The 12,453-nt window shown below is 67.3% G+C and carries 12 protein-coding genes; 4 read left to right on the forward strand and 8 right to left on the reverse strand.

Going from position 1 to position 12,453, the window contains the following annotated elements; all coding sequences use genetic code 11:
* Both VJ655_RS15595 and VJ655_RS15600 read right to left on the reverse strand, forming a co-directional pair.
* The coding region (locus VJ655_RS15595; protein ID WP_324112626.1) for a ribonuclease E/G at positions 1 to 1,550 on the reverse strand (1,550 nt) is incomplete at its 3' end.
* Entirely contained in the window at positions 1,474 to 1,695 is a 222-nt protein-coding gene (locus tag VJ655_RS15600; protein WP_324112629.1) for a hypothetical protein, read from the reverse strand. The genes VJ655_RS15600 and VJ655_RS15595, both read right to left, overlap by 77 nt.
* A gap of 402 nt (positions 1,696 to 2,097) precedes the next feature.
* Between VJ655_RS15600 and VJ655_RS15605 the strand changes: the two genes are divergently transcribed.
* The 3 genes from VJ655_RS15605 (at position 2,098) to prfB (ending at position 6,982) form a co-directional block, all read left to right on the forward strand.
* The gene (locus VJ655_RS15605; RefSeq protein WP_324112630.1) at positions 2,098 to 3,303 is read left to right on the forward strand and encodes an N-acetylmuramoyl-L-alanine amidase; all 1,206 of its coding nucleotides are present in this window, start codon (positions 2,098 to 2,100) and stop codon (positions 3,301 to 3,303) included.
* Between the two features lie 122 nt (positions 3,304 to 3,425).
* Positions 3,426 to 5,792, forward strand: coding sequence for a penicillin-binding protein 1A (locus VJ655_RS15610; protein ID WP_324112633.1), 2,367 nt, complete (start codon positions 3,426 to 3,428; stop codon positions 5,790 to 5,792).
* A gap of 67 nt (positions 5,793 to 5,859) precedes the next feature.
* Positions 5,860 to 6,982, forward strand: a protein-coding gene (gene prfB / locus VJ655_RS15615; protein WP_324112635.1) for a peptide chain release factor 2 whose coding sequence is annotated in 2 segments (ribosomal slippage) — positions 5,860 to 5,928 and positions 5,930 to 6,982 — 1,122 coding nt in all. Because the reading frame shifts where the segments join, the coding sequence is not laid out codon by codon here.
* A 77-nt stretch (positions 6,983 to 7,059) separates the two neighbouring features.
* Here the strand turns inward: prfB and VJ655_RS15620 are convergent.
* The 5 genes from VJ655_RS15620 to VJ655_RS15640 form a co-directional block, all read right to left on the reverse strand.
* Complete coding sequence (locus VJ655_RS15620) at positions 7,060 to 7,548, reverse strand: polymer-forming cytoskeletal protein (RefSeq protein WP_324112637.1); 489 nt, start codon at positions 7,546 to 7,548, stop codon at positions 7,060 to 7,062.
* Positions 7,529 to 8,680 carry a peptidoglycan DD-metalloendopeptidase family protein gene (locus VJ655_RS15625; RefSeq protein ID WP_324112639.1) on the reverse strand — a complete coding sequence of 384 codons (1,152 nt, stop codon included), beginning with the start codon at positions 8,678 to 8,680 and terminating at the stop codon, positions 7,529 to 7,531. Before VJ655_RS15625 ends, VJ655_RS15620 begins: the two co-directional genes overlap by 20 nt.
* A 236-nt stretch (positions 8,681 to 8,916) precedes the next feature.
* A complete protein-coding gene (locus VJ655_RS15630; RefSeq protein WP_324112642.1) occupies positions 8,917 to 9,378 on the reverse strand; it encodes a peroxiredoxin in 462 nt (153 codons plus the stop codon).
* A 71-nt stretch (positions 9,379 to 9,449) separates the two neighbouring features.
* The gene (gene tyrS / locus VJ655_RS15635; RefSeq protein WP_324112644.1) at positions 9,450 to 10,775 is read right to left on the reverse strand and encodes a tyrosine--tRNA ligase; all 1,326 of its coding nucleotides are present in this window, start codon (positions 10,773 to 10,775) and stop codon (positions 9,450 to 9,452) included.
* A 95-nt stretch (positions 10,776 to 10,870) separates the two neighbouring features.
* On the reverse strand, positions 10,871 to 10,921 hold the full coding sequence (locus tag VJ655_RS15640) for a hypothetical protein (protein WP_324112648.1): 51 nt from the start codon (positions 10,919 to 10,921) through the stop codon (positions 10,871 to 10,873).
* Between VJ655_RS15640 and VJ655_RS15645 the strand changes: the two genes are divergently transcribed.
* Entirely contained in the window at positions 10,920 to 12,068 is a 1,149-nt protein-coding gene (locus VJ655_RS15645) for an anhydro-N-acetylmuramic acid kinase (protein ID WP_324112646.1), read from the forward strand. The genes VJ655_RS15640 and VJ655_RS15645 overlap by 2 nt on opposite strands.
* Before the next feature lie 39 nt (positions 12,069 to 12,107).
* Here the strand turns inward: VJ655_RS15645 and VJ655_RS15650 are convergent.
* The coding region (locus VJ655_RS15650; RefSeq protein WP_414646989.1) for an alpha/beta hydrolase at positions 12,108 to 12,453 on the reverse strand (346 nt) is incomplete at its 5' end.

Below are 12,453 nucleotides of genomic sequence, written 5' to 3' on the forward strand. Positions count from 1 at the left end.
CGCTGCAGATAGGCGCGCTTTTCGTTGAGGATATAGAGTCCGACCGCGCGCGAGACCTTCAGGGTCACCGCGCCGCTGCCCTTCAGGGCCTCGGCCTCGACGGCGCGCAGGGCGGCCAGGGCGCTGGACTCGACCGAACGGACGCGGCCGGTGCCTTCGCAGTGTTCGCAGACGTGGGTGGTGCCTTCCAGCACGCCGGTGCGGCGGCGCTGACGGCTGATCTCCATCAGGCCAAAGCCCGAGATCTTGCCCATCTGGATGCGGGCGCGGTCGTCCTTCAGGGCGTCCTTCAGGACCTTCTCGACCGTGCGGTTGTTCTTGGCTTCATCCATGTCGATGAAGTCGATGACGATCAGGCCGGCCAGGTCGCGCAGGCGAAGTTGGCGGGCGGCTTCCTCGGCGGCCTCGATATTGGTCTTGAGGGCCGTGGCCTCGATGTTGCGCTCGCGCGTGGCCTTGCCCGAGTTGACGTCGATGGCGACCAGGGCCTCGGTTTGGTTGATCACCAGATAGCCGCCGGAGCGCAGCGGCACGACCGGCGAATAGATCTGGGCCAGATGGTCCTCGATCTTGTGCTTCACGAACAGCGGGGTCGGGTCGCGGTAGTTGAAGACCTTCTTGGCCTGGCTCGGCATCAGCATGCGCATGAAGTCGCGCGCTTCCTTGTAGCCGGCGTCGCCCTCGACCCAGATGCCGTCCAGGTCCTTGTCGTACATGTCGCGGATGGCGCGCTTGACGAGGTCTTCTTCCTCGTAGATCAGCGCCGGCGCGATCGAGTGCAGCGTGTTCTCGCGGATGTTTTCCCACAGGCGCAGCAGGTACTCGTAGTCGCGCTTGACCTCGGCCTTGGTGCGCTTGGCGCCGGCCGTGCGGACGATCAGGCCCATGCCCTGCGGCACGTCCAGGCTCTGGACGACGCTCTTGAGGCGCTTGCGGTCGGTCACCGCCGTGATCTTGCGGCTGATGCCGCCGCCGCGGGCGGTGTTGGGCATCAGGACGCCGTAGCGGCCGGCCAGGGAGAGGTAGGTGGTCAGGGCCGCGCCCTTGTTGCCGCGCTCTTCCTTGACGACCTGAACCAGCATGATCTGCCGGCGGCGGATCACTTCCTGGATCTTGTACTTCCGCATCAGGCGGCGCTTGCGGCGCGCCAGCTCTTCTTCGACGTCGTCTTCTTCGTCGTCGACCGCGTGATCGCCGCCGTTGACGTCATCCTCGTCGTCGCCGCCCGAGGCGCGACGCGAAACCGGCGTGTCGTCGTCATCGTCACCCGAGTCATCGCGCATCAGCGCTTCACGGTCGGCGACCGGGATCTGGTAATAGTCGGGGTGGATTTCGTTGAACGCCAGGAAGCCGTGGCGATTGCCGCCGTACTCGACGAACGCGGCCTGCAGGCTGGGTTCGACGCGCGTTACCTTGGCGAGATAGATATTACCGCGAAGCTGTTTGCGGGTCTGGCTCTCGAAATCGAATTCTTCAACCCGGGTTCCGTCCACGACGACCACACGCGTCTCTTCGGCGTGTGCTGCGTCGATCAGCATCTTCTTCGACATTAAGGAAGTCTCCACGGCGCGCGGCGGGCGCGAGGCCCGGGCGCCGATATGAATGAAGGGCGCGCGCGTCGCCGACCGTCATCGCCCCGCCGAAGCGGTTGCGAAGGGTCAGGTGCCAAAGGCGATCGGGTGCGGCGCAGCCCATTGGGTTTCGTTTTGTCCCTACCGCGCGGTGAAGCGCGGACTGGATGTTTGTCCTGTCGCGCCAGATGGCGCGGATCGGATGGCGCGTCGTCGCCGGAAGGCGTTGAGCCCGACGCGGGCTCCGCGATACGGCGTCACGGTAGGCGTCTTGCCCGCACGGTCGGCCGTATCTCGACACTATCTAGTCTGCCGCCTCCGCATCGGAAGGGGTTCAGGACCACTTTCGAAGCACAGACAGCCCGCACGGAGTCGTGACGATCACGGACTACGCACGCGGCAGGACTGTAGCCACATCGGCGACCAAAAGAAAAGCTTTCGCCATCGATCTCGACTTAACCCTTTGGCTACCCCCTGCCGGCGATATTGACGTTCGGTTCACCAAATCCGGCTAGCGCGGGCGGGTATGCGTAAGGTTCTCATCAGTTTGGCCCGCATGGGCTGGGTTCGGGCGGCGTTAATCGTCGGCGGCATGACGACCGCCGGGGTCGCCGTGGCCACCGCCCAGGGCCCCGCCGCGCCGTCCGGCGTGCAGAAGGTTCGCTTCGGCGGCGATCGCACCGAGACGCGCGTGGTGATCGACCTGGATCGCGCCGCCGCCGGCAAGCTGATTTCGGACGGCGCGGACGATCAGCGCCTGGTCCTGGCCCTGCCCAATGTCACGATTTCCGGCGACCTGCAGGGCGCGGGGCAGGGCGTGGTCAAGCGCTGGGTGATCGACGAGGCCGCGGGCGGCGTCCGCCTGCGCCTGGATCTCGCCGGCAAGGTCGAGGTTCGTCGCCGCTTCCTGCTCCCGCCCGGCGACGGCGCGAGCGCCTATCGCTATGTCATCGACCTGAAGGCCGTGGATGGAGCGCCAAGCGGCGTCCAGGGTGGGCCCCAGGCCACGCCGCGCCTCACCCTGGCCAGCGCGCCGGTCAAGGCCGCGCCGCTGCGCCTGAAGAAGGTCATCGTCATCGACGCCGGCCACGGCGGCAAGGATCCCGGTTCGCTGGGCGCCAATGTCTATGAGAAGGACGTCACCTTGGCCGCCGCCAAGGCCCTGAAGACCCGTCTCGAACGCACGGGGCGCTATCAGGTCGTGTTGACCCGCGAGACCGACACCTTCGTGCCGCTGGAATCGCGCGTGCAGGTCGCCCGTCGCGCCGATGCGGACCTGTTCATCTCGCTGCACGCCGACTCGGGCCCGGACACCACGACGCGTGGGGCTTCGGTCTACACCCTGTCCGAAAAGGGCACCGAACGGGTCGGGCTGGTGCTCGACAAGAACGACTGGCTGATGAAGGCCAACCTGCCGGGACGCGACCGCGCGGTCAGCCAGATCCTGCTGGACCTGTCCCAGCGCGCCACCAAGAACCGCTCGTCGGCCTTCGCCCAGCTTCTGCTCACGAACGTGGGCGAGGAGACGGCTCTGCTGCGCCGCAGCCATCGCGACGCCGGCTTCATCGTGCTGCTGGCGCCCGACGTGCCGGCCGTGCTGCTGGAAATGGGCTTCATCACCAACCCCGACGACGAAGCCTTCCTGACCACCAAGGCCAGCCGCGCGCGCCTGGTCGACGCCGTCGGCGACTCGATCGAGGCCTATTTCTCCGCGGACGTCCGGAAGTCCTGACCGAAAGGCCGGCTTCCCCTTTCGCGCGCCTCGCTCTAATCACAGAGTGAACGCCTGCGTCGTGCGCAGACGATCGAGTCAAGGTGTGCGGCGGGCGAGGGCGCCCGCCCGACGGAGGTCGCGTGGATCTGAAACCCACCGAACGATGGATGGCCATCGCGGGCGTGGCGGTGCTTTCGGCGATCGCCGTCGCGGGATTCGCGATCGCGATCTACGCCGCCTGGCTGTTCCACGACATGCCCGACGCCGGTGAGCTGCAGGACTATCGTCCGCCAACGGCGACGCGGGTCTATGCGTGGGACGGCACCCTGATCGGCGAATATTCCAAAGAGCGCCGGATCTTCATTCCGTACGACCAGATCCCGCCACAGCTGGCCCAGGCCTTCCTGGCGGCCGAGGATCGCAACTTCTTCCAGCATGGCGGCGTCGACGTTGGCGGGCTCTCGCGCGCCATGATCAAGAACGTCGGCAACGCCATCCGCGGCAAGCGGCTGGAGGGCGGCTCGACCATCACCCAGCAGGTCGCCAAGAACGTCCTGCTGACCAGCGACGCCACCGTGGGGCGCAAGTTCAAGGAAGCGATCCTGGCCCACCGCCTGGAGCAGTCGCTGACCAAGCAGCAGATCCTCGAGCTCTATCTGAACGAAATCTGGCTGGGCTACCGCTCGTTCGGGGTCGGCGCGGCCGCCTACAACTATTTCGGCAAGTCGCTGCCGGACCTGACCCTGGCCCAGTGCGCCTATCTCGCCTCGCTGCCCAAGGGGCCGGACAACTACCATCCGATCCGCAATAAGGCCAAGGCGATGGGCCGCCGCAACTGGGTGCTGGGCCAGATGGCCGAGCAGGGCTGGGTCACCAAGGCCGAGGCCCAGAAGGCCATGGCCGAGGACCTGGTCGTTCAGGCCGCCCCCAAGCGGGCCGCCTATCGGGACGCCGACTACTTCGTCGAGGAAGTGCGCCAGCGCGGCATGGCCACGCTGGGTCCGCGCCTGAACGAGGGCGGCTACTACATGCGCACGACCCTGGATCCGCGCCTGCAGACGGCGGCCAGGGCCGCGCTGATGGATGGTCTCGAAAAGTACGATCGCCGCCACGGCTGGCGGGGCGCCTGGGGTCATGTCGAATCAACGGACCTGGCTTGGGAAAAGACCGCTCTGGCCAAGCCGATCCCGTCGGAGCGCAACAGCTGGCGGCCGGCCCTGGTGACCTCCAACGACGGGCGCGTGCGCCTGGTCAAGAACGAGGGCGAGGGTCAGATCGTTGGCGAGGATGTGACCTGGGCCAAGAACGGCAAGGGCTTGAAGGCCGGCGATCTGGTCTTCGTCGAGAAGGCCGCCAGCGGCGGCTACCGTCTGCGGCAAGTCCCGAACGTCAACGGCGCCCTGGTGGCCATGGAGCCCTATACCGGCCGGATCGTGGCCCTGGTCGGGGGCTACAGCTACTCACTGTCGAACTTCAACCGCGCCACCCAGGCGATGCGCCAGCCGGGTTCGTCGTTCAAGCCGTTCGTCTATGCCGCGGCGCTGGAGAACGGCTACACGCCCGCCAGCGTCATCGTCGACAGCGCCATCACCCTGAAGGGCGCCAATGGCCAGGACTGGAGCCCGGAGAACTACCACAAGGAGTTCTACGGCGCTCAGCCGCTGCGCAAGGGCCTGGAGCAGTCGATCAACGCCATGACCGTGCGCCTGGCCCAGGGCGTGGGCATGAAGAAGATTATCGACTTCGCCAAGCGCACGGGCGTGGTTCGCGACATGGATCCGGTGCTGGCGATGGCGCTGGGGGCGGGGGAGACGACGCCGTTCAAGCTGACCGCCGCCTACGCCCCGTTCGTCAACGGCGGCCGTCGCGTCGAACCGCACCTGATCGAGCTGGTGCAGGACCGCGAGGGCAAGGTCATCTTCCGCGCCGACAAGCGCGACTGCGAGCGCTGCGACGCCGGCTTCAACGGCGACGAGAGCCCGCGCTTCCCCGCGCCCGGCGACCAGGTCATGGACCCGGTGACGGCCTACCAGATCACCTCGATGCTGCAGGGCGTGGTCCAGCGCGGCACGGCCGCGGCCGTCAGCTCCCTCGGCCGCCCCCTGGCGGGCAAAACCGGCACCACCAACGAGTACCGCAGCGCCTGGTTCGTGGGCTATTCGCCCAGCCTGGTGGTTGGAGTCTTCGTCGGCTTCGACGACAACCGTTCGCTGGGCGAGGGCGAGACGGGCGCCGCCGATGCGGTGCCGGTGTTCATGGATTTCATGAAGGTGGCGCTGCAAGGCCAGCCGATCGTCGACTTCAAGCCGCCCAAGACCGCCAAGTTCGCCATGGTCCGCGGGATTCGCGAGGCCTTCCGCCCGGGCACCGAGCCCAAGGTCGAGGTCGCGCCCACCGGGCCGATCCCATATGGTGACCTGCCGGCCGGCCTGCCGGAGATCCCGCCGCCCGCGGCGCAGCCCGGCAAGCCGCCTCCGAAGACCGATCCGCTCAGCGGTCTCTATTGATGTCATTGCGCGGGGGAGCGGCGCAGGTTATCTCCCGCGCCCTTCAACACTGTCACGGAGTTACGTGATGCGACCGGATGTCGAGGCCGCCGCGGCCGACATCGAGCAGTCCGTGGGACTGCTCAGGAGGCGTCTTTGACTGGGATGTCGCCCTCCGAAAGCTCGATGAGCTGAACGCCCGGGTCGAGGACCCGACCCTCTGGGACCGCCCGTCCGAGGCCCAGGCCGTCTCGCGCGAGCGCGCCAGCCTGGCCGCCAAGGTCGAGGCGGTGCAATCGATCGAGCGCGACCTGAAGGACGCCGTCGAGTACGCCGAATTGGCGGACATGGAAGGCGACGAGGAGTCGCTGAACGACGCCCGCGCCCAGCTCAAGGTTCTGAAGGAACGCGCCGGCCGCGCCGAGCTGGAGGCCTTGCTGTCCGGCGAGGCGGACGGCAACGACTGTTACATCGAAATCAACTCCGGGGCCGGGGGCACCGAGTCGTGCGACTGGGCCGGCATCCTGCTGCGCATGTACACCCGCTGGGCCAACGCCCACGGCATGACGACCGAGCTGATCGAAGAGACCGACGGCGACCAGGCCGGCATCAAGTCCGCGACCCTGCTGGTCAAGGGCCCGAACGCCTATGGCTGGTTGAAGACCGAGGCTGGCGTGCACCGTCTGGTGCGCATCAGCCCCTATGACAGCAGCGCCCGTCGCCATACCTCGTTCGCCTCGGCCTGGGTCTATCCCGTGGTCGACGACACCATCGAGATCGAGATCAATCCGTCCGACGTGCGGACCGACACCTATCGCGCGTCCGGCGCCGGCGGTCAGCACATCAACAAGACCGACTCGGCCGTGCGTCTGACGCACATCCCGACCGGCATCGCGGTCGCCTGTCAGGCTGGTCGCTCGCAGCACCAGAACCGAGAGGAAGCCTGGAAGATGCTGCGCGCGCGCCTGTACGAGGCCGAACTGCAGAAGCGGGAAGCCGCCCAGCAGGCGCTGGAGGACCAGAAGACCGACATCGGTTGGGGCCACCAGATCCGCAGCTACGTCCTGCAGCCCTACCAGATGGTCAAGGACCTGCGGACCAACGTCGAGACCTCCGACACCCAGGGCGTCCTCGACGGCGACCTGGACGCCTTCATGGGCGCCTCGCTGGCCCAGCGCGTCGGCGCCACGCGCGACGCCGCCGAAGCCTAGGCGACCACCGCAAGGCCGAAACAAAGAACGCCCCGGAGCGATCCGGGGCGTTTTTCATGTCGGGCGACGTGGACGGCTCAGCCCGCCGAAGCGGCGATCGCCAGGGTCTCGGCCGCGGCCGCCGGCGCGGGCTGGGCCGGGGGCGGAGGGCGCTTGAACTTCAGGCTGCGGCCCTGGAAGAAGGCCCCGGTCTCCATCGCCAGCTGTTCGTGCGTGATGTCGCCGTCGACATAAGCGGTGCCGTAGAGGCGAACCTGCTTGGAGGTGATGGAGCCGACGATACGGCCGCGGATCTCGACGATGTCGGCGAACACCGCGCCTTCGACATGGCCGGTCTCGCCGACGGTCAGTCGGCCGACCCGAACGTCGCCGCGGACCACGCCGTCGATCTGCAGCTCGCCTTCGCCGATGATCCCGCCTTCAACAGTTAGATCTGCGGAGAGCAGCGAGGCGACCTTCGGTGTCGTTCGACGCGCGGAGTCAGGCGAGGCGGTCGTCAACGATGTCGATGGGGATTCGATGCGCGCGGGAGCCTTGGATCCCGACTTAGCTTGCTTGCTGAACATACTCACCAGCCTTCAGGAAGCGGTTGGGGTTTTGGGCCCTGCCATTGACCCAGACTTCGTAGTGAAGGTGCGGGCCGGTCGAGCGGCCGGTCGAGCCCATGGCCCCGACGCGCGAACCGATCACGACCCGCTGGCCGACGCGGACGCCGATGCTGGACAGGTGCGCGTAGCGGGTCTTGAAGCCGCCGCCGTGGTCGATCTCGACCGTGTTGCCGTAGCCCGAGCGAACGCCGGTGAACGAGATGACGCCGGGGGCCGTGGCCATGATCGGGGTGCGCATGGCGCCGGGGAAGTCCAGACCCGAATGGAAGGCCGGGCGGTGCGTGAATGGATCGAAGCGCACGCCGTAGCTGGAGGACAGGGCCGGGTTGCCGGTCGGGCGGTAGAAGGGCAGCTTCTTGGCCGCCGCGCCCAGGGCGCGCATATCCGACATGTCGTTGGCGGCGTGCTGGATACGGCCGGCGAATTCCTCGTCGACATCCAGGACGGCGGCGAGGGCGCGGGGATCCTTGGCCTCGATCAGCGGGCCGCCCAGCGAGACGCCGCGACCGGTGAAGTTGCCGGCGTCCAGGCCCGCCATGCGCATGGCCAGGCGCAGGCGCTCGGCGCGGCTCTTGGCGAAGCTTTCGGCGGCGTCGATCAGGCGCTCCTGGTCCATGCGGGTCGCCTGGATGCGATCGACGGGACTGGCGGCCAGCAGGCGAGGCTTGGCGACCTTCAGCGCGTCGGCCGCGCCGGGCACGCCCCTGAAGTCCGAGACGAGCAGGGCCAGGGCCGCGTGGCGCTTCTCCACCGAGGTCGCCAGGTCGTCCAGATTGCCGTTGGTGGCCGACAGCTGGGCCACGGCGCTGTTCAAGCGGGCCTGCCGATCGGCGTTGAGGCGCTCGAAATAGGCTCTCTGCTTGATGAACTGCTGGTCGGCCGAACTGACCGCCAACGCGTTGACCAGCATGGCCGCGGTGCAGACGCCCATCCACAGCGCGCCGACGCCGACGCAGGCCGCGCCGAGAAGCTGCTTGTTGGTGGAGAAGACGTAGCCGCGCATCTCGCCGCCGGAGCGGATATAGACGTGCCGTTCGGGGAACAGGGCTTCGAGAGATTGCCGCAGTCGCTTGAAGCGCTTGATCGCCATCGCCCCAGGAAACCCCCCGTTTCAGGTCTGGGCGATATGCTACGATAAAGCGGAAACGCGCAAGACTCTTCGCGCCCTAGCCGGACGTGAGTCGCGAAATTCGACTTTCTGCCTCGATCCTTAAAGTTTTCTGACCGCGAGAGCCACGCGTTAAGGGTGTTGGAGCGCGGAAAGGTCACAGGTTGAGGCGCGGATACAACACTCGCGCGACCAATCCGTTCCGGAAGAAGACGAAATTACTTGATCGCCTTGGCGGCGTTCATCACCGCCTTGATATGCCCGGGCACCTTGACCTTGCGCCACACCTCGCGAATGACGCCTTCGCGGTCGATCAGGAAGGTGGAGCGGTCCACGCCCATGTACTTGCGGCCGTACATGCTCTTCTCGACCCAGGCGCCATAGGCCTCGACCACATCGCCTAGCGGGTCGGCGGCCAGGTCGATGGTCAGGTCGTGCTTCTTTCGGAACTTGGCGTGCGAGGCGACGCTGTCCTTGGAGACGCCGACGATCACCGCGCCCAACTTCTGGAATTCCTCGACTTCCGACGAGAACTGCAGGGCTTCCGACGTGCAGCCGGCGGTGTCGTCCTTCGGATAGAAGTAGAGCACGACGTTCTTGCCCTTCAGGCCCGAAAGGCTGACGCGGCCGGTGTCGGTCGGCAGGTCGAAATCGGGGGCCTTGTCGCCGGGTTGCAGCATCGCTCTCTTCCTTGATCACTCAAAGCAGGTGAGGGCCCGGACGGGCCTGAACCTGTCCGGGCATACGATAACTAAACGGGCTTCACCAACACGATCTTCTTCTTGCCGGCGGCCAGCTTGACGACGCCGTCGACGAGGTCGGCCGAGGTGATCGCGCGATTGGCGTCGGGTTCGGCCTTGTCATTGACCTTGACCCCGCCGCCCTGGGCCAGGCGGCGAGCCTCGCCGCGCGAGGCGGCCAGGCCCGCATCGGCGAACAGAGCGGCCAGGACGACACCGGCCTCCAGTTCGGCCGCCGGGATCTCGAAGGTCGGCAGGTCGTCCGAAAGCGCGCCCTGCTCGAACGCCTTCTCGGCGGCGTCGCGCGCCTTGCGGGCTTCCTCGTCACCGTGGGCCATGCGGGTGGCCTCGTCGGCCAGAACCTTCTTGGCCTCGTTGATCTGGGCGCCTTCCAAGGCCTCCAGTTCGGCGATCTTCTCCAGCGGCAGGTCGGTGAACAGCTTCAGGAAGCGGCCGACGTCGGCGTCCTCGGTGTTGCGCCAGAACTGCCAGTAGTCGTACGGGCTCAGCTGCTCGGCGTTGAGCCACACCGCGCCGGCCATGGTCTTGCCCATCTTGGCGCCCGAGGCGGTGGCCAGGAGCGGCGTCGTCAAGCCGAATGCGGCCTTGTGGTCGACGCGACGGGTCAGCTCCACCCCGTTGAGGATGTTGCCCCACTGGTCCGAGCCGCCCATCTGCAGCACGCAGTTGTGCTTGCGGTTCAACTCCAGGAAGTCGACCGCCTGCATCAGCATGTAGTTGAACTCGAGGAACGTCATCGGCTGCTCGCGCTCGAGGCGCAGCTTGACCGAGTCGAAGGCCAGCATCCGGTTGACGGTGAAGTGCACGCCGTAGTCGCGCAGGAACTGAACGTAGCCGAACTTGCTCAGCCACGCGTCGTTGTCGACCATGATGGCGTCGGTCGGTCCATCGCCGAAGGTCAGGAACTTGGCGAAGACCTGCTTGATGCCGGCGATGTTGGCGGCGATGTCGGCGTCCGACAGCAGCTTGCGGCTTTCGTCCTTGCCGGTGGGGTCACCGACCTTGGTGGTGCCGCCGCCCATCAGGACGATCGGCTTGTGGCCGGCCTGCTGCAGGCGGCGCAGCATCATGATCTGGATCAGCGAGCCGACGTGCAGACTGGGCGCGGTGGCGTCGAAGCCGATGTAGGCGGTGACGATCCCGCCGGCGCAGGCCGCGTCCAGCTCGTCCGGATGAGTGATCTGGTGGATGTAGCCGCGCGCCTCCAGGGTTCGCAGGAACTCTGACTTAAAGGACGACGCGGCGGACATGGATCGACTCTCTGATGGGGTTGGCGGGCCGTCTAGCACGGCGAGGTCTGAATGTGAGGCTTTCATTTCGGACTCCGGAGCGAGGCCGGAGCGCATGATCGACTGGAAGGAAGCGACCCCGGCGAGGCGGGGGCTTTGCGACGTGTCTGGTCGGCCTCCCGCTATGGCAGCGGGCGGTAATAGGGACGGGCCGGGACGAAAGCGTCGATCATGGGCCCTAGCTACCGTTTCGCCGGCGTGGCAGTCAACGCTCCTATGAAGATCCTGGGATTCATGACCGGCACCTCCCTTGACGCGGTCGACATGGCGGTGCTGGAGACCGACGGCCACGACATCCAGGCCTTCGGGCCGGCGGGGGAGCGCAAGCTGCGCGAGGAAACGCGGGACCTGCTGCTGGTGGCGACCGAGATCGCCCGGGGCTGGCCGCGCGACAAGCCCGAGCCGGAGATCTTCGCCGAAGCCGCTCAGGCCGTCGCCGACGAGCACATTTACGCCGCCGAGAGCTTTCTGGCCGAGCATGGCCTTTCCTGGAACGCATTCGACCTTTTGGGCGTCCACGGCCAGACGGTGCTGCACGAGCGACCGACGCCCGAGCGGATCGGCCGGACCGTGCAACTCCTGGACGCCGGGCGGCTGGCCAAGGCCAGCGGCCGGCCGGTGGCCTTCGACTTCCGCACCGCCGACGTGGCGGCCGGCGGGCAGGGGGCGCCGCTGGCCCCGATCTACCACGCGGCCCGCGCTCGGGCCTCGGGTCTCGCCGCGCCGGTGGCGGCCCTGAACATCGGCGGGGTGGCCAACATCACCCTGATCAACGGCGAAGACGACCTGCTGGCCTTCGACACCGGTCCGGGCAACGGCATGATCGACCTGATGCTGCAGGAGCGGGGCCTGGGACGCTTCGACGAGAACGGCCGCCTGGCCGCCGCCGGTCGGGTCGACCAGGTCATTCTCGACGCCTTCCTGGCCAGCGACTACTTCGCCGGCCCGGCGCCCAAGTCGCTGGATCGCTACGACTTCCCGCTCGACCTGGTCGAGCCGCTGTCGGCCGAGGACGCCGCGGCCACCCTGGTCGCCTTCACGGCCGAAGCCGTGATCAAGGCCTTCGAGCATGGCGCGCGGCCTACCGCCCTGATCGTGTGCGGCGGCGGGCGCCACAATCCCCAGATCATGCGGGCCCTGGTCGAGCGCGCGCCCGTGCCGGTCAAGACCGCCGAGGCCTTTGGCTGGCGCGGCGACAGCATCGAGGCGGAGGCCTTCGCCTACCTGGCCGCGCGGACGGCCAAAGGGCTGCCGATCAGCTTCCCGGGCACCACGGGCGTGAAGGCCCCGATGACCGGCGGGCGGATCGTCCGGCCCTGAACGAAAAAGGCCTCCCCGAAGGGAGGCCTCTTGACGGTCCTAGATCGGATTTTCCGCCAGGCGCTTGTCGAGATATTCGCTGACGCTCTTCTCGACGCTGGGCAGATGCTCGGCCCAGAAGTGGGTGGCCTTGTCGATGACTTCGTAGTCGATCGTGATGCCCTTCTGGGTGCGCAGCTTGGTGACCACGCGCTCCACCTCGACCGGCGGGGTGATGGTGTCGGCCGAGCCCGTCAGGAACAGACCCGAGGCCGGGCAGGGGGCCAGGAAGCTGAAGTCGTACATGTTGGTCGGCGGCGAGACCGAGATGAAGCCGTCCGTCTCGGGACGGCGCATCAGCAGTTGCATGCCGATATAGGCCCCGAAGTCGAACCCGGCGACCCAG

Origin of the sequence: Caulobacter sp., assembly GCF_035254145.1 — a bacterium.
Taxonomy (GTDB): Bacteria; Pseudomonadota; Alphaproteobacteria; order Caulobacterales; family Caulobacteraceae; genus Caulobacter.